Source organism: Micromonospora musae (genome assembly GCF_003626545.1).
Taxonomy (GTDB): Bacteria; Actinomycetota; Actinomycetes; order Mycobacteriales; family Micromonosporaceae; genus Micromonospora; species Micromonospora musae.
Genome location: NZ_RAZS01000015.1, coordinates 129,254 through 143,372 on the forward strand (window position 1 = coordinate 129,254; position 14,119 = coordinate 143,372).

A 14,119-nucleotide genomic window follows, 5' to 3' on the forward strand; every position below is an offset into this window, starting at 1 on the left:
TTCACGCTCGGGTGACTGAGTGCTCACTCGAACTTCGCCGACCTCACTCAGGTGCGCGGGCTTGTTACCGTTCGCGCCGATGTACCGGGGAGGGTGCTGGTGAACGGGTCCGTGGCGTGGCTGGTGACGGCGGTGGGCTGCCTGGTCGGGGCGGCCGGGGTGGCGATCGCCGTCGTGGCGCTGCGTCGGTCCCGGCAGCGACCGCTGGAGGCGGCGCCGACCGATCCACTTCGGGACCACGACGCCGACGCGCTGCGTGGTGACCCGCGCCGGCTGCGCCCCGGTGACCTCGTCGAGATCCGCCAGGTGTCCTACCTGGTGCGCGGCACGGTCCGGCTCGTCGAGGGTGGCTGGAGCTGGGTCGAGCACCTGCTCGACGACGCGCAGGGCGTACGGCGTTGGCTCTCCGTCGAGGAGGATCCGGAGCTGGAACTGGTGCTCTGGAACGCCGAGCCCGGCGCCACCGTGACGCCCGGCGCGCCGACCATCGACTTCGCCGGCCGGACCTACAGCTGGAAGGAGTCCGGTCAGGCCAGGTTCACGGCTACCGGCACCACCGGCCTCGACCCGGCCGGCACGATGCGTTACCACGACTACCAGGCGACCGGCGGGGCACGGCTCTCCTTCGAGGCGTACGGAGAGGCGGGCTGGGAGGTGGCGCGCGGCGAGCTTCTGCACCGCGCCGAAGTGATGATCTATCCGCAGGCAGGCGAGGACCGGACCGGGGAGCAGTGAGTGCTGGTCACTCTGGACGCCCCGTACGTCGACACCAGCGCGGCCGACCTCAGCCTGGCCCGCGACGACGCTGAGCGACCCGCGCTGCACGTGCTCGACCTCGATCTGCCCGGAGCGATCCGGCTCGAGCTGCGGCTGCTCGGCGCCTCGCACCAGGTGGTGCTGCGCGCGGGCGACGTCGTGCTGACCGAGACCGTGGCCTGCCTGCCCGGACGACCCCCGGAGCTGCCGGCGACGGTGCTCGACGAGGCGGCCGGTTACCGGTTCGCCGCGACGGTGCTTCGCCCGCCCGCCGCTGGTCTTCGTGATCGGGTCGCCGCACTCCGCGCGGAGCTGGCCGACGACGCGTTCGCCCTGGTCGGTGTCTTCCCCGGTGACGCGGACGCGGTGACCGCCCTCGCGGTCCGGCCCGAGCCGGGCGGCGGCGCCGTGGCCTGGCGGACCTGGCACGCCTACCCGCAGACAAACGAACTGGTCCTGACCGAGACGGTGGTGACGCTGCGATGACGTACCGGCGCTGGTTCGTGGTCGGCCTGGCCTTCGCGGTCATCGGGGCACTGGTCGCCGCCTTCGCCATCTTCTACGGCAGCTTCTCCCCACGCGGCTACGTCGAGGACCACTACGGCCGCGACGCCGGCCGGGACATCGGCCGGGAGGCGGTCGCCTACACCTCGGCCGGTACGCCCAGCCGGGTGGCGAAGGAGATCACCGACGCCTGGCAGCCGGCCGACCAGTACGTCGACGGCAGCGGCGTCTACCTGCGCTACGACGACGACTCGGTGGTGATCCTGCCGATCGCCACCGGCTCGGTGATCCTGCTGGAACCTCTCCGGACCGCGTATCCGCGCTACCACTCCACGGTCGGCTCGTACTGGGGCTGGGGGCGTGGCAGCACCGTCCGGGGTGGCGGCCCCGGCGCCGGCAAGTAGCGGTGAACCCGAACCCCCCTCACCCCTGGAGCGCCCGTGCAGACCCTCGTCACCGACCTCCTGGTCACCCTCGCCTACGGGATGATCGGCGTGCTGTTGATGGGCATCGGCTACGTCCTGGTCGACCTGGCGACCCCCGGCCGGCTCAAGGAGCTGATCTGGACCGATCGCAACCGCAACGCCGCGGTGCTGCTCGCCTCGAATCTGGCCGCCGTCGGCGTGATCGTGGTCGCCGCGATCGCCGCCAGCGAGGACGACTTCGTGCTCGGGATCGTCGGCGCGACCGCGTACGGGATCCTCGGGCTGGTCATCATGGCGGCCGCGTTCCTCCTGCTCGACGCCCTCACCCCGGGACGACTGGGGCAGATCCTGGTCGACCCGGAGCCGCACCCGGCGGTCTGGGTCTCGGCCGTCGTGCACCTGGCCACGGGCGCGATCATCGCTGCCGCGATCAGCTGATGGCGGGCGGTCGACCGGCACGGCAGGCCACGGGCGGACCGGCGAGACGAATCGGGTGGAAGATCGCCGCGGGCCTCGGTGGCGTGGTCGTGCTGGTGGGCATCTGCGTCGCCGGCGCGCTGAGCGGGGACGACGGTCTCGCCGTCGCCCCGCCGACCAGCACTGAGCGGGCCGACACCGTGCCGATCCTTCAGCAGGCGACCGCCGTGCAGGGGATCTGCTACGGCTGGACGCTTCAGGCCGCCGCCGAGGTGGTCAGTGCCGGCTCCAACCTGGGCGAAGGGGTGGGCGTCGAGGGCGACCCTCGGTGTCCGAGCTGGGTGCGGGTCGTCGCGGACGTCACCTACGTCTCGGAGAGCAGTGAGTCGAACGACTACGCGTACGTGACGGTCGAGGGCTCCGCCGACCTGGATCCGAGCGGCCTGCTCGCCGTCGGTTCCGGGCTGGAGCGGTTCGGGCTCACCGAGGACGCGTTCCTCGACGACCCCGGCTGGGCGGTGACCCGGGCCGCCGTCAGCCTGCCGCTGCTGCTCGCCGAGGCCGGCGGGGTGTCTCCGGTGCCGGTCACCACGGCCACCTCGGCCGGTCCGCCACCGCCGCTGCCGGCCGCCGGTAACGACCTGTGGCGGGACCGGTGGGGCTACCTGCTCGCCGCAGCCGGGATGCTGCTGGTCACCGTGCTGCTGGTCACCGTCGGGCTGGTGCAGCGGCGTCGGGAACGAGCCGGGGTGGCGCCCAGGACGGGCGCGGCGTCCGGACGTACGCCGGGGGTTCGGTGACCACCGGCGCGCCGGAGCCTCCCCGGCGGCGGGTGGCTCGGGTGGCGGTGCTCGCCGCGGTCTTCGTCTGCGCAGCCTGCGGCCTGGTGTACGAGCTGGCCCTGGTGGCCCTCGGCAGCTACCTCATCGGGGACAGCGTCGGCCAGGCGTCGATCGTGCTCGGCGTGATGGTCTTCGCGATGGGGGTCGGCGCGCTCGCCGCCAAGCCGCTGCAATCCCGGGCCGCCGCGGCGTTCGCCGCGATCGAACTGGCCCTCGCGCTGCTCGGCGGCCTCTCCGTACTCGGCCTGTACGCGGCGTTCGCCTGGCTGGACCTCTACGGCCCGGCGCTCGTCGGCACCGCGTTCCTGCTCGGCCTCCTGATCGGCGCGGAGATCCCGCTGCTCATGGTGCTGCTGCAGCGGATCAGGAGACAGGCGGCGGGCAGCGCGGTGGCCGACCTCTTCGCCGCCGACTACGTCGGCGCGCTGCTCGGCGGTCTCGCCTTCCCGTTCCTGCTGCTGCCGGTCTTCGGTCAGCTCAAGGGAGCGATCGTCGTCGGCGCGGTCAACGCGCTGGCCGGGCTCGCCCTGGTCGGCACGGTCTTCCGCAAGGAGCTGGGATTCCGGTCTCGGGTCGCGCTCGGCGCGGGCGCCCTGACGGTCGCCCTCTGTCTCGGGTACGCCTGGGTGACCGCGCACGACTTCGAGGTGACCGCCCGCCAGCAGCTCTACCGCGATCCGGTGGTGCACGCCGAGCGCAGCCGCTACCAGGAGATCGTGCTGACCCGCTCGGTACGCGAGGTCGGCCACGCGGGGACCGATCTGCGGCTCTACCTCAACGGTGACCTCCAGTTCAGCTCGGTGGACGAGTACCGCTACCACGAGGCGCTCGTGCATCCGGTGCTGAACGGCCCGCGCGCCGAGGTGCTGGTGCTCGGCGCGGGCGACGGCCTCGCTGTACGGGAGCTGCTCCGCTATCCCGACATCCGTCACATCACGGTCGTCGATCTGGATCCGGCTGTGGTGGCGCTGGCGCGTGCCGAGCCGCAGCTGCGCCGGCTCAACGCGGACGCGTTCGACGATCCGCGGGTCCAGGTGGTGAACGGGGACGCCTTCGGATGGCTGCGCGGCAATCCGCGCCGGTTCGACGCCGTGGTCGCGGACCTGCCCGACCCGGACGAGACCGCCACCGCGAAGCTCTACACGGTCGAGTTCTACGCCCTGATCCGGGCCGTGCTCGCCGAGCACGGCAGGCTGGTCGTGCAGGCCGGATCCCCGTACTTCGCGCCCCGGTCCTACTGGTCGATCGAGGCGTCCGTGCGGGAGGCCGGCTTCGCCACCGTGCCGTACCACGTGGACGTGCCGTCCTTCGGCGACTGGGGCTTCGTGCTCGCCGCCCCGGACGCTGTCGCGCCCGCGCTGGCGCTGCCGCCCGACGCGCCGGAGCTGCGTTTCCTGAGCCCGGCGACGCTGGCCGCGGCGGCCACCTTCCCCGCCGACCGGGATCGCATCGTGGTGCCCGCGTCGACCCTGCTGCGACCCCGGGTCCTCGAGTACGCCCGGATGGAGTGGCGTGGCTACTGAGCCGGGCCCCCTGGGCATCACGTCGGACGCCGCGCGGTGGCGTCGCGGCCTGCCGCGCTGGCCGATTGCCGATACGGTGTGGACCCGACCTAGGGAAGGAGCATCGTGGTCGATTCCCCCAGCACGCCGGCCCGGTCACGGCCGGGCGTAGTGACGATTTCCAGCTATCTGCTGATCCTCTTCGCCGTTCTTCAGCTCGTCGGCCTCATCATCACGCTGTCCACCATCGGCACCATCCGGGACGTGCTGCGCGACGCGTACGCCAGCACGGATCCCGAGGCCGCCGACGCCGTCGGTGGCATCACCTACGCGATCGGCATCGGTGGCGCGATCTTCGCGCTGCTCATCGCGGTCGGCCTGGTGGTGCTGGCGCTGCTCAACAACCGTGGCAAGAACGGTTCCCGGATCACGACCTGGGTCCTCGGCGGCATCATGATCTGCTGCAGCGGCGGCAACCTGGTCAGCGGCGCCGCAGGTGGCTTCACCGGTGGTGCCACCGGTGGCACCAGCGCCAACGCGCCGAGCGCGGACGAGGTCCAGCGTCAGCTCGACGCGGCGCTGCCCGGCTGGTTCACTCCGCTCAGCACCGCCCTCTCGTTGATCGGGGTGCTCGCGCTGCTCGCCGCGCTGATCCTGCTCGCGCTTCCGAAGGCGAACGAGTTCTTCCGCAAGCCGCAGCCCGCCTGGGAGCCGCCGGTGCCAGGCGCCGCCTACCCGGGCTACCCGCAGGTTCCGGGCCAGCCCGGCTACCCGTCCTCCGGCGACCCCGGCTACCCGTCGACGCCCGGCTATCCAGCTACTCCGGGTCAGCCGCCGGCCGGTCAGCCCCCGGTCCCGGGTCAGCCCGGCGACCAGGCGCCTCCGTCGGACCGGCCCGGCACGACCCCGCCGCCGCCGATGAGTTGACGGCCCGAGAAGACCGACGATGACGGGTCCCTCCGATAGGTTGCAGTCGACGCCTATCGGAGGGACCCGTCGTGTCGTACCCGCATCCGGTTCCGGCCCGCCGTCCCACGACGGTCAGGTTGGCGATGGCGGCACTGCTGCTGATGGCGGTCGTCGCCATCGGGTATGCCGTGGCCGGGCTGCTGGTGGTCGGCGGCACCGTGGACCGGTTCCGCGCCGCCGCGACCGGCACCGCCGCCTCCGCCGATCAGGTCGGCGGTACGGTCGCGCTGCTGCACACCACCGCCGTGGTCTCCGCGGTGGTCAGCCTGCTGGTCGGAGTGCTCCTCGCCGGTCTCGCGCTCGGTCTGGGCAGCGGGCGAGCCGGTGCCCGGGTGGCGGTCTGGGTCGTCTGCGGGCTCGGAGTCCTCGGTGGTTGTTGCGGCCTGGCGCTGCTGGTCGGCCAGCGGTCGGTGCCGCTGCAGCCGGGCGCCGACGATCCGGCGTCCACCGAACTCCTCGGCCTGATCGCCGATGCTTATCCGGGATGGTGGATCCCACTGGGCGGGGGGCTTTCGGTCGGCCAAACACTCGGTTACCTTGTGGTAGCCGCGCTGCTGGCGCTGCCGGCGGCGAACGCATGGTTCCACCGTCGACCCGCGCCGGTCGCACACCCCGGGTTCCCCACCCGACCCGTACCGCACCCGCAGCAATCGCTACCGATCATGCCGCCGCACCCGCCAGTTGAGGACCGCCAGTGACGCTGCACTCCGCGCCCACCGAGCAGCGGGCCCTGGTCACCGGTGCGACCGCCGGGATCGGCGCGGCGTTCGCCCGTCGGCTGGCCGCCGACGGATGGCACCTGGTGCTGGTCGCCCGCGACGCCGATCGGCTGGCCGAGGTCGCCGCCGAGGCGAGGGAGCACCACGGGCGCGAGGTGGAGATCATCTCGACCGACCTGTCCACGGACGACGGTTGTGCCGTGGTGGAGGGCCGGCTGGCCGGCGGGACCCCGATCGACCTGCTGGTCAACAACGCCGGGATCAGCCTCAACAAGCCGTTCCTGCGTTCGTCGGCCGAGGCCGAGGCCCGGTTGCTGCGGCTCAACGTGCACGCGGTGATGCGCCTGACCCTCGCCGCACTGCGAACAATGACCGAGCGGCGACGTGGGGCAGTGATAAATGTCTCTTCCGTTGCGGGTTTCGGTGCCGTCATGCCCGGCTCGACCTACTCGGCCAGCAAGGCGTGGGTGACCAACTTCAGCGAGTCGGTCGGGCAGTCCACCCGGTCGTTCGGCGTACGGGTGATGGCGCTCTGCCCCGGCTACACGCGAACGGAGTTCCACGAGCGGGCGGGCATCAACATGTCGAAGACGCCGGAGTGGATGTGGCTGCGCGCCGACGACGTGGTCGACGAAGCCTTGCGTGACCTGCGAAAAGGTAAGCCGGTAAGCGTTCCGGCGTGGAGGTACAAGTTCGCCGTCGCCGGTCTGCGCCACGCGCCGCGGCGGTTGCTGCACGCGGTCGCACGCGGTACCCGGGGCCGGATCGGCCGCGAGGAACGCTGACCGGTCGCGAGGCGCCGGCACCGTCCGGGTTGCGCCGGGCCGGTGGCGATCGGGTCGGGTCCGATCGCGCAGAGTAGTCGTACATCGCCATGCATCGGTCGCCCGAGCGATGGATACCGGTGGACCCCGCACGCGGCTCACAGACTTGAGCAGTACCCTCTATCGCCATGGGGGACCACGACGACCTGCGTAAATTCATCACCGATCTGGCCGTGGTTCACGGCCGGGTGGTGCTCTCCTCCGGCATCGAGGCGGACTGGTACGTCGATCTGCGACGCGTCACGCTCCATAACCAGGCGGCACCTTTGGTCGGTCGAGTGATGCTCGACCTCACCGCCGACTGGGACTTCGACGCGGTCGGCGGCCTGACCCTGGGCGCCGATCCGGTCGCGGCCTCGATGCTGCACGCCGCTGCTCCGACCGACCGGCCTCTGGACGCCTTCGTGGTGCGCAAGGCCGGCAAGGCGCACGGTTTGCAGCGACGGATCGAGGGTCCGGATGTCGCGGGTCGGCGAGTACTCGCGGTCGAGGACACATCGACGACGGGGTCGAGTGTGCTTGCCGCGGTTGAGGCGCTACGCGAGGCCGGGGCCGAGGTCATCGGTGTGGCGGTTATTGTTGATCGAGGCGCCGGCGACGCGGTGCGAGCCGCCGGACTGCCTTATCGGGCGGCCTTTACGTTGGCTGACCTCGGCCTTGTGGCGTAAAAGTCTGCCGATTCGGATCTGCTGATATGCAGGCGGATCGATGCTCCTGGTGGAAGGATGGAAAACGTGGGAACTGCGTTGGCTGAAATGACTATGCCTCAGATCTCGCCGCTCGCCGGCGAGCCGATCGAACGTGCCGATGCCGAGCGTCTCGCCGGGGTCCTCAAGGCCCTCGCCGACCCTGCCCGGTTGCGGCTGCTGAGCCTGATCCAATCGGCTCCCGAGGGCGAGGCGTGTGTCTGTGACCTGACCGCGCCGCTCGGCCTCTCGCAGCCGACGGTCAGCCACCACCTGCGGATCCTCACCGAGGCCGGCTTGCTGGAGCGGGAGAAGCGCGGTGTGTGGGCCTACTACCGGCTGGTGCCGTCGGCGATCGCCACGATCGCCGATCTGCTGACCCCGCCGCGGAAGCGGGCCACCAAGAAGGCTCGCTGAGCCTTACCGATCGTCCGGTGCCCTCCCTCAACAGGGACGGCGCCGGACGGCCGGCGGTCGGCGGCTCTCCGGTCAGTGCTTGCCGTAGTGCTGTCGGGTCTCCCGAATCGCCTCCTCGGCGGCGGCCCGTTCCGCGGCGGAAGTGCCGCGCTTGGCCGCGATCCGCGCCCGGAGCAGTTCGATGGCGATCGGAATCACCGAGATCGCAACGATCGCGATCAGGATGAGTTCGATGTTCTCCTTCACGAACGGAATCTGGCCGAGGAAGTAGCCGAGCACCGTCACACCGGTGCCCCAGAGCACCCCGCCGATGATGTTGTAGGTAACGAAGGTGCGGTAGTTCATCCGGCTGACCCCCGCCACGATCGGCGTGAACGTCCGCACGATCGGCACGAAGCGGGCCAGCACGATCGAGCGGGCACCGTACTTCTCGAAGAACTCGTGCGCCTTGAGCACGTTCTCCTGCTTGAACAACCGTGAGTTCGGCCGGCGGAAGAGCGACGGCCCGACCTTGCGGCCGAACGCGTACCCCACCTGGTCACCGGCGATCGCCGCGATCGTGATCAGCAGGCAGACCAGCCAGAGCGGGTAGGTGATGTACTGCCCGTCCGCGGTCAGCAGGCCCGCCGTGAAGAGCAGCGAGTCGCCGGGCAGGAAGAAGCCGATCAGCAGACCCGATTCGGCGAAGACGATGGCCAGGATGCCGAGCAGCCCGAACGTCGAGATCAACCACTCCGGGTCGAGCCAGTCAGGGCCCAGGGCCAGGGTGGTGGTGGGCGTCGGCACGAGCGACCTCCGAATCTACCGGTGGGGGCGTTCAGTCGCCGGCGGCGACGGCACGTCCGTAGTCTAGGTGGCCGTCCGGAACGTCCGGTGCTCGACGTCACACCTGTGTCGGCCGTCGCAGCTCACGCTGCCGGCCCGGGCCCCCGGGCTGCCGAGACTCCGCCGGGCCGGGAACGGCGATGCCCCGCCGACCGGACGGTCGGCGGGGCACCAGTGGTGTTACGGATCAGGCCACGAAGCGGGTCTTGCGGCGGCGAGCCACCACGTAGCCGCCGACACCGGCGGCGAGCAGCAGGGCACCGATGCCGCCGATCAGGGCGGTGGACTCCCCGGTGATCGGCAGCGAACCGCCGTCACCGTCGCCGCCACCCTGTCCGCCGTCGCCGCCACCCGGGTTGGTCGGGTTGATGATGATCTTCGCGGTGTCGTTCTGCGACTTCGGGTCACCGGCCAGCTTCGTCGTGATGGTGCCGGTAGCGTCCGCACGTACCTCGTCGATGCGCAGCTCGAAGCCGTACGGGTTGTTCATGCCCTCCGGCGATTCGGTGACCTGGCAGGCGTACTCCTTCGCGCCCGGTTCGCCCCAGCCCGCGTTCCACGGGTCCCACTCCTCATTCGGCAGGTAGGGCACGCAGTCAAAGGGTGCCCCGACCGCCGTGGTGCCTTCCGGAATGGAGATCCGGACGGGCAGGTCCTCCGGCCGGATCTCCGGCGTCCCCTGCCCCTGGTACTCCAGCACGGCGGGGCCCAGGTTGGTGAAGCTCGGCTCGACGGTGACAATGTCACCCTTCTTGCCGGTCGCGGCGGCACCCTTGGCTGCGAGGTCCGCCGGATTGTCGCCGGTCACGCGGACGGTCGCGATGGTGCTGCTGTTCATGCCTTCCACGTCGGTCTGCGGCGTGCGCGAAGTGAGCGTCTTCTGCTCGACCAGGCGGAGCTCGTCGCCCTGACCGGGCTTGACGTCCGACTCAGGCCAGCTGGTGAGTGCCCAGTCGTCGGTGGTCCACCAGTCGAGGTGGGCGGGGATCTTGGCTCCGGTCCGCACCTCCGGCCGGAGCTTGAGGGGAAGCCCCTCCGAGAGCTGATACGACCTGCCCGGCTCGATCTTCGTGTCGAAGGTGCAGAAGGTGATCGCGCCTTCGTCGCTGGACTTGCAGTTCGAGAAATCGCCGCCGTAACCGGCGAGCCACTCGGCCTGCACCACGAGAACCGCTCCGTCGACTGCGGCCTCGCCGACGTTGCGGACGACCGCCGGCACTCCCACCCGCGTACCGGGGGCCCCGCTGACTTCGATCTTCTCGTCGCTGACGAGGTCGACGCCCTCGGCGATCGTGATGCCCGCGGTACCGGTGGCCGACTTGCCGCCGGACGTGAGGGTGACCGTCAGGTCGCCCTGCTGCCCTGGCTCGGCGTCGTCCTTCGCGGTGACGTTGTAGTCGAAGGAGGGCTGTTCGTTCTCCGCAAGGTCGGTTTCACAGTGCAGCTTGGTCGGTGACACGTCGCACGTCCAACCCCATGCAGGCTCGACGACGGCGAAGTCCGCGACCTTGGAAAGGTCGACGTCCAGGGTGGTGTGACCGAACGCGGGCTCGCTCTCCGTGTCGGAGGGGCTCACATAGATCCAGCCCTGCTTCACGAAGCCGGGCGCGACCAGCACGTCCTGGGCGGTGATCTTGAAGGGTGCCTCGGCGGCGACGGCCGGGGTGGCGGAGGCGGCGACGAACGCGCCTGCGACGCCCAGCCCGGCGAGCAAGCGCCGGGTGGAGTGGTTGAGCATGTTGGGGGTTCCCTCGTGTGTCGGGGGCTGAAGAAGCAGCCAACCGATCTTAAGGAACCGTTAAGGTCCGCCGCTGTCCCAGGTCAGCCGCCCACCGCGGATATCAACCGAACGGCTGATCAAGATCACCGCAACGTTCCGCCCACCCGTACCCGTCATCAGGAGCAGGAGACCGGGAGGTGTGGTGACGTACGAGGATTTCGCCGACTCGCGTCTGGCCGCGTTGCTGCGGTACGCGGTCATGCTGACCGGTGACCCGCATCAGGCTGAGGACCTGGTGCAGGAGACGATGGTCCGCGTCCAGCTGCACTGGCGACGGGTGGCCCGGGCGGACTCGCCCGAGCGCTACGTGCGCCGAATGCTGACCAACCAGTACATCGACTGGCGGCGCGGTTCCTGGATGCGGCGGGTGCTGCTGCGCGCCGAGCCCGACGAGTCGACACCCGTCGGCACCGACCACGCCCAGTCCTCGGTGGACCGGGACGAGATCTGGTCCTGGCTGGCCAGGCTGCCCCGCCGACAGCGGGCCACCCTGGTGCTGCGCTACTACGAGGACCTGCCGGACGCGGAGATCGCGGACATCCTGGGCTGCGCCGTCGGGACCGTGCGCTCGTCGATATCCCGCGCCCTGGCGACCCTTCGAAACGAGTACGTGGAGGTCTGCTCGTGACCGAGAACGAGCTGCGTGCCGCGTTCGCCCGGCACGAGGCGCTGACCCCGCCGGCCGGCCCGGTACGCGCGGCGATCGACCGGGCGGTCGTCGTGCGCCGCCGCCGCAGGCAGCGGTTCGGGGCGGCGGGTGTCGCGCTCGCCGTGCTCGGCGCGCTCGGAGTCGGGATACCGCAGCTCGCGCCCCGCCCGGATCCGCAGGACGCCACGACCGTCGCCGGGCCGTCGACGGGGCTGCCCACCGGAGCGTTGAACCTGCTGGTGCTCGGCCTCGACACGAGATCGGGCGCGGCCGCACCGGCGGCCGACTCGGTGATGATCGTGCATCTTCCCGCCGATCGCAGCCGGCCCTATCTGATCTCGCTGCCCCGGGATCTGGAGGTGGAGATCCCCGGATTCCGTCGGGACAAGCTCAACGCCGCCTTCGCGTACGGCGCCGGGCGCGAACACCCCGACCGGAGCAAGGGGTACGACCTGACCCGGAGGGTCGTCGCCGAGCTGATCGGCGTACCCGTCGATGCCGGCGTTGTCCTCACCTTCCCGGCGCTGCGGAAGGTGACCGACGTGCTCGGTGGGGTGGAGGTCTGCCTGCCGCAGCAGGTGCGCTCCGTCCACACCCGTCGGGTCTTCCCGGCCGGTTGTCAACACCTCGACGGCCCCGCCTCCATGGACCTGCTGCGGCAGCGGCGTGGGCTGCCGGACGGCGGTCAGGACCGCGACCGCAACGCCCAGCGCCTCGTGGCCGGCCTGGTGCGACAGGCCGGGGAGAAGGGCGTGCTGACGGACCCGGTGCAGATCTCCCGACTTCTCGCCGCGGTCGGACCGGACCTCACGGTGGCCGGCGCCTCGGTGCCGGACCTGCTGCGAGTGGTGCCGGAGCTCGCGTCGGTCGAGCCGGTCGGGCTGAGCCTGCCGGTGGTCGACGACGTCCCACGCCTGCGTGCCGATCCCCGGGCCGCACCGGCCTTCCTCGACGCGCTGCGCGAGGACCGGTTGGACCGGTGGGCCGCGGCGAATCCGGACGGGGTCAACCGGCTCCGCTGACGACACGGGCCTCGCCGCTTCGGGCGTCACCCGGATCGAGGGCGTGGGTGGTCCGCCGGCGACCACCCACGCCTGCCGCGGGACCGCTCCCGGCGCGTCCGCACGGCGAGGCCGAGTCGACGGAATCGGCCCACCGGGGCGTGCCGCCGATGCCAGGATGGGGCCGTGGGCTTCCTGATCCGGTGGGCGATCACCGCGGTGGCGCTCTGGATCACCACGGTGGTGGTGCCCGGGGTCCACGTCGGCGGCCGGTCGGGCGCCAACACCGTGCTCACCCTGGTCGTCGTGGCGTTGATCTTCGGCCTCGTGAACGCGGTCCTCAAGCCGGTGATCAAGGTCGTCGGCTGCATCTTCTACCTGCTGACCCTGGGCCTGTTCGCGCTGGTCGTCAACGCGCTGCTCTTCCTGCTGACCGATCGGATCGCCCACGCGCTCGACCTCCCGTTCCGGATCGACGGTTTCTGGGCCGCGTTCTGGGGTGCCATCGTGATGGCCGTGGTCACCTGGTTCATCAGCGTCGTGCTCCCGGACCGGCGGAGGCGCCGGTGACCACCGGCGCCGACGGTCACCGACCGGTGGACCCACACAGGGTCGGTGACGGCCGGCCGGCCGCACTGCGGGATACTGCCCGGCGGAGGACAGTGCGGTCCGGCGTACCAATGGACAACAGCGGCCAGCACGGCCGAGAGCGGTAAGAAGGAGCGTTCGACATGCCCATCGCTTCCCCCGAGGCCTACGCCGAGATGCTGGACCGCGCCAAGGACGGCCGGTTCGCCTACCCCGCGATCAACGTGACCTCCTCGCAGACGCTCAACGCGGCGCTCAAGGGCTTCGCCGACGCGGAGAGCGACGGCATCATCCAGGTCTCCACCGGTGGCGCCGAGTACCTCTCCGGCCCGTCGGTGAAGAACATGGTCAGCGGCGCGGCGGCCTTCGCCGCGTACGCCCACGAGGTGGCGAAGAACTACCCGGTCAACATCGCCCTGCACACCGACCACTGCCCGAAGGACAAGCTGGACAAGTTCGTCCGGCCGCTCATGGGGATCTCGCAGGAGCGGGTGAAGCGCGGCGAGGAGCCGCTCTTCCAGTCGCACATGTGGGACGGCTCGGCAGTGCCGGTGGCGGAGAACCTGGAGATCGCCGAGCAGCTCCTCGCCGAGGCCGCCAAGGGCAAGATCGTCCTCGAGATCGAGGTCGGCGTCGTCGGCGGCGAGGAGGACGGCGTCGAGAACGCGATCAACGACAAGCTCTACACCACCGTCGAGGACGGCCTGGCCATGGTCGAAGCGCTCGGCCTGGGCGAGAAGGGCCGCTACATGGCGGCGCTGACCTTCGGCAACGTGCACGGCGTCTACAAGCCGGGCAACGTGAAGCTGCGTCCGGAGGTGCTCAACCACATCCAGATGGCCGTCGGCGCGAAGTACAACAAGGAGAAGCCGCTCAGCCTGGTCTTCCACGGCGGCTCCGGCTCGCTGCTCTCCGAGATCCGCGAGGCGCTCGACTACGGCGTGGTCAAGATGAACATCGACACCGACACCCAGTACGCCTTCACCCGCCCGGCCGCGGACCACATGTTCCGCAACTACGACGGGGTGCTGAAGGTCGACGGCGAGGTCGGCAACAAGAAGCTCTACGACCCCCGGGTCTGGGGCAAGGCCGCCGAGGCCGGCATGGCCGCCCGGGTCGTCGAGGCCTGCGAGGCGCTGCGCTCGACCGGCACCAAGATGAGCAAGTAGGACGGGTACCACGACGGCCGGCCCCCACCCGGGGCCGGCCGTCGGC

The 14,119-nt window shown here is 70.9% G+C and carries 17 protein-coding genes; 15 read left to right on the forward strand and 2 right to left on the reverse strand.

All coding sequences use genetic code 11. From position 1 onward, the window contains the following. Nucleotides 1-99: 99 nt before the first annotated feature. The 11 genes from D7147_RS29930 (at nucleotide 100) to D7147_RS29980 (ending at nucleotide 8,061) form a co-directional block, all read left to right on the forward strand. Nucleotides 100-735 carry a DUF4178 domain-containing protein gene (locus tag D7147_RS29930; protein ID WP_120683783.1) on the forward strand — a complete coding sequence of 212 codons (636 nt, stop codon included), beginning with the start codon at nucleotides 100-102 and terminating at the stop codon, nucleotides 733-735. After that, nucleotides 736-1,242: a DUF2617 family protein gene (locus D7147_RS29935; protein WP_120683696.1), complete on the forward strand. Its 507-nt coding sequence runs from the start codon at nucleotides 736-738 to the stop codon at nucleotides 1,240-1,242. Beyond that, nucleotides 1,239-1,664, forward strand: coding sequence for a DUF4247 domain-containing protein (locus D7147_RS29940; protein ID WP_120683697.1), 426 nt, complete (start codon nucleotides 1,239-1,241; stop codon nucleotides 1,662-1,664). The genes D7147_RS29935 and D7147_RS29940 overlap by 4 nt, the downstream gene beginning before the upstream one ends. Nucleotides 1,665-1,700: 36 nt before the next feature. Continuing rightward, complete coding sequence (locus D7147_RS29945; protein WP_120683698.1) at nucleotides 1,701-2,123, forward strand: DUF350 domain-containing protein; 423 nt, start codon at nucleotides 1,701-1,703, stop codon at nucleotides 2,121-2,123. Nucleotides 2,124-2,185: 62 nt separating this feature from the next. Continuing rightward, a complete protein-coding gene (locus tag D7147_RS29950; protein WP_120683785.1) occupies nucleotides 2,186-2,902 on the forward strand; it encodes a hypothetical protein in 717 nt (238 codons plus the stop codon). Further along, complete coding sequence (locus D7147_RS29955; protein ID WP_120683699.1) at nucleotides 2,899-4,467, forward strand: polyamine aminopropyltransferase; 1,569 nt, start codon at nucleotides 2,899-2,901, stop codon at nucleotides 4,465-4,467. The genes D7147_RS29950 and D7147_RS29955 overlap by 4 nt, the downstream gene beginning before the upstream one ends. A gap of 105 nt (nucleotides 4,468-4,572) precedes the next feature. Then, a complete protein-coding gene (locus D7147_RS29960) occupies nucleotides 4,573-5,373 on the forward strand; it encodes a hypothetical protein (RefSeq protein ID WP_233563575.1) in 801 nt (266 codons plus the stop codon). A 125-nt stretch (nucleotides 5,374-5,498) separates the two neighbouring features. Continuing rightward, the gene (locus D7147_RS29965) at nucleotides 5,499-6,113 is read left to right on the forward strand and encodes a hypothetical protein (protein WP_407663401.1); all 615 of its coding nucleotides are present in this window, start codon (nucleotides 5,499-5,501) and stop codon (nucleotides 6,111-6,113) included. Beyond that, on the forward strand, nucleotides 6,110-6,919 hold the full coding sequence (locus tag D7147_RS29970; protein ID WP_120683705.1) for an SDR family NAD(P)-dependent oxidoreductase: 810 nt from the start codon (nucleotides 6,110-6,112) through the stop codon (nucleotides 6,917-6,919). The genes D7147_RS29965 and D7147_RS29970 overlap by 4 nt, the downstream gene beginning before the upstream one ends. Before the next feature lie 167 nt (nucleotides 6,920-7,086). Then, on the forward strand, nucleotides 7,087-7,626 hold the full coding sequence (gene pyrE / locus D7147_RS29975; protein WP_120683707.1) for an orotate phosphoribosyltransferase: 540 nt from the start codon (nucleotides 7,087-7,089) through the stop codon (nucleotides 7,624-7,626). A 57-nt stretch (nucleotides 7,627-7,683) separates the two neighbouring features. Beyond that, the gene (locus D7147_RS29980) at nucleotides 7,684-8,061 is read left to right on the forward strand and encodes an ArsR/SmtB family transcription factor (protein WP_091081602.1); all 378 of its coding nucleotides are present in this window, start codon (nucleotides 7,684-7,686) and stop codon (nucleotides 8,059-8,061) included. A 72-nt stretch (nucleotides 8,062-8,133) separates the two neighbouring features. On the opposite strand, the gene D7147_RS29985 is transcribed toward D7147_RS29980, so the two are convergent. Both D7147_RS29985 and D7147_RS29990 read right to left on the reverse strand, forming a co-directional pair. Beyond that, nucleotides 8,134-8,847 (reverse strand): DedA family protein, encoded by a 714-nt coding sequence (locus D7147_RS29985; RefSeq protein ID WP_120683709.1) that lies wholly within the window; start codon nucleotides 8,845-8,847, stop codon nucleotides 8,134-8,136. Between the two features lie 226 nt (nucleotides 8,848-9,073). Beyond that, entirely contained in the window at nucleotides 9,074-10,624 is a 1,551-nt protein-coding gene (locus tag D7147_RS29990; RefSeq protein WP_120683712.1) for an LPXTG cell wall anchor domain-containing protein, read from the reverse strand. A 184-nt stretch (nucleotides 10,625-10,808) separates the two neighbouring features. Here D7147_RS29990 and D7147_RS29995 point away from each other — a divergent pair, with 184 nt between their 5' ends. The 4 genes from D7147_RS29995 (at nucleotide 10,809) to fbaA (ending at nucleotide 14,073) form a co-directional block, all read left to right on the forward strand. Continuing rightward, nucleotides 10,809-11,294, forward strand: a complete 486-nt coding sequence (locus tag D7147_RS29995) for a SigE family RNA polymerase sigma factor (protein ID WP_120683787.1) — start codon at nucleotides 10,809-10,811, stop codon at nucleotides 11,292-11,294. After that, the gene (locus D7147_RS30000) at nucleotides 11,291-12,337 is read left to right on the forward strand and encodes an LCP family protein (protein WP_120683714.1); all 1,047 of its coding nucleotides are present in this window, start codon (nucleotides 11,291-11,293) and stop codon (nucleotides 12,335-12,337) included. Before D7147_RS29995 ends, D7147_RS30000 begins: the two co-directional genes overlap by 4 nt. Nucleotides 12,338-12,502: 165 nt before the next feature. Continuing rightward, nucleotides 12,503-12,886 (forward strand): phage holin family protein, encoded by a 384-nt coding sequence (locus D7147_RS30005; protein ID WP_120683716.1) that lies wholly within the window; start codon nucleotides 12,503-12,505, stop codon nucleotides 12,884-12,886. Between the two features lie 161 nt (nucleotides 12,887-13,047). Next, nucleotides 13,048-14,073: a class II fructose-bisphosphate aldolase gene (gene fbaA, locus D7147_RS30010; protein ID WP_120683718.1), complete on the forward strand. Its 1,026-nt coding sequence runs from the start codon at nucleotides 13,048-13,050 to the stop codon at nucleotides 14,071-14,073. Nucleotides 14,074-14,119: the final 46 nt, after the last annotated feature.

Coding starts and splice junctions, on each gene's coding strand:
- D7147_RS29940 (WP_120683697.1), top strand. CDS start 1,239: ATGACGTACCGGCGCTGGTTCGTGGTCGGCCTGGCCTTCGCGGTCATC.
- fbaA (WP_120683718.1), top strand. CDS start 13,048: ATGCCCATCGCTTCCCCCGAGGCCTACGCCGAGATGCTGGACCGCGCC.
- D7147_RS29990 (WP_120683712.1), bottom strand. CDS start 10,624: ATGCTCAACCACTCCACCCGGCGCTTGCTCGCCGGGCTGGGCGTCGCA.
- pyrE (WP_120683707.1), top strand. CDS start 7,087: ATGGGGGACCACGACGACCTGCGTAAATTCATCACCGATCTGGCCGTG.
- D7147_RS29980 (WP_091081602.1), top strand. CDS start 7,684: ATGGAAAACGTGGGAACTGCGTTGGCTGAAATGACTATGCCTCAGATC.
- D7147_RS29965 (WP_407663401.1), top strand. CDS start 5,499: ATGGCGGCACTGCTGCTGATGGCGGTCGTCGCCATCGGGTATGCCGTG.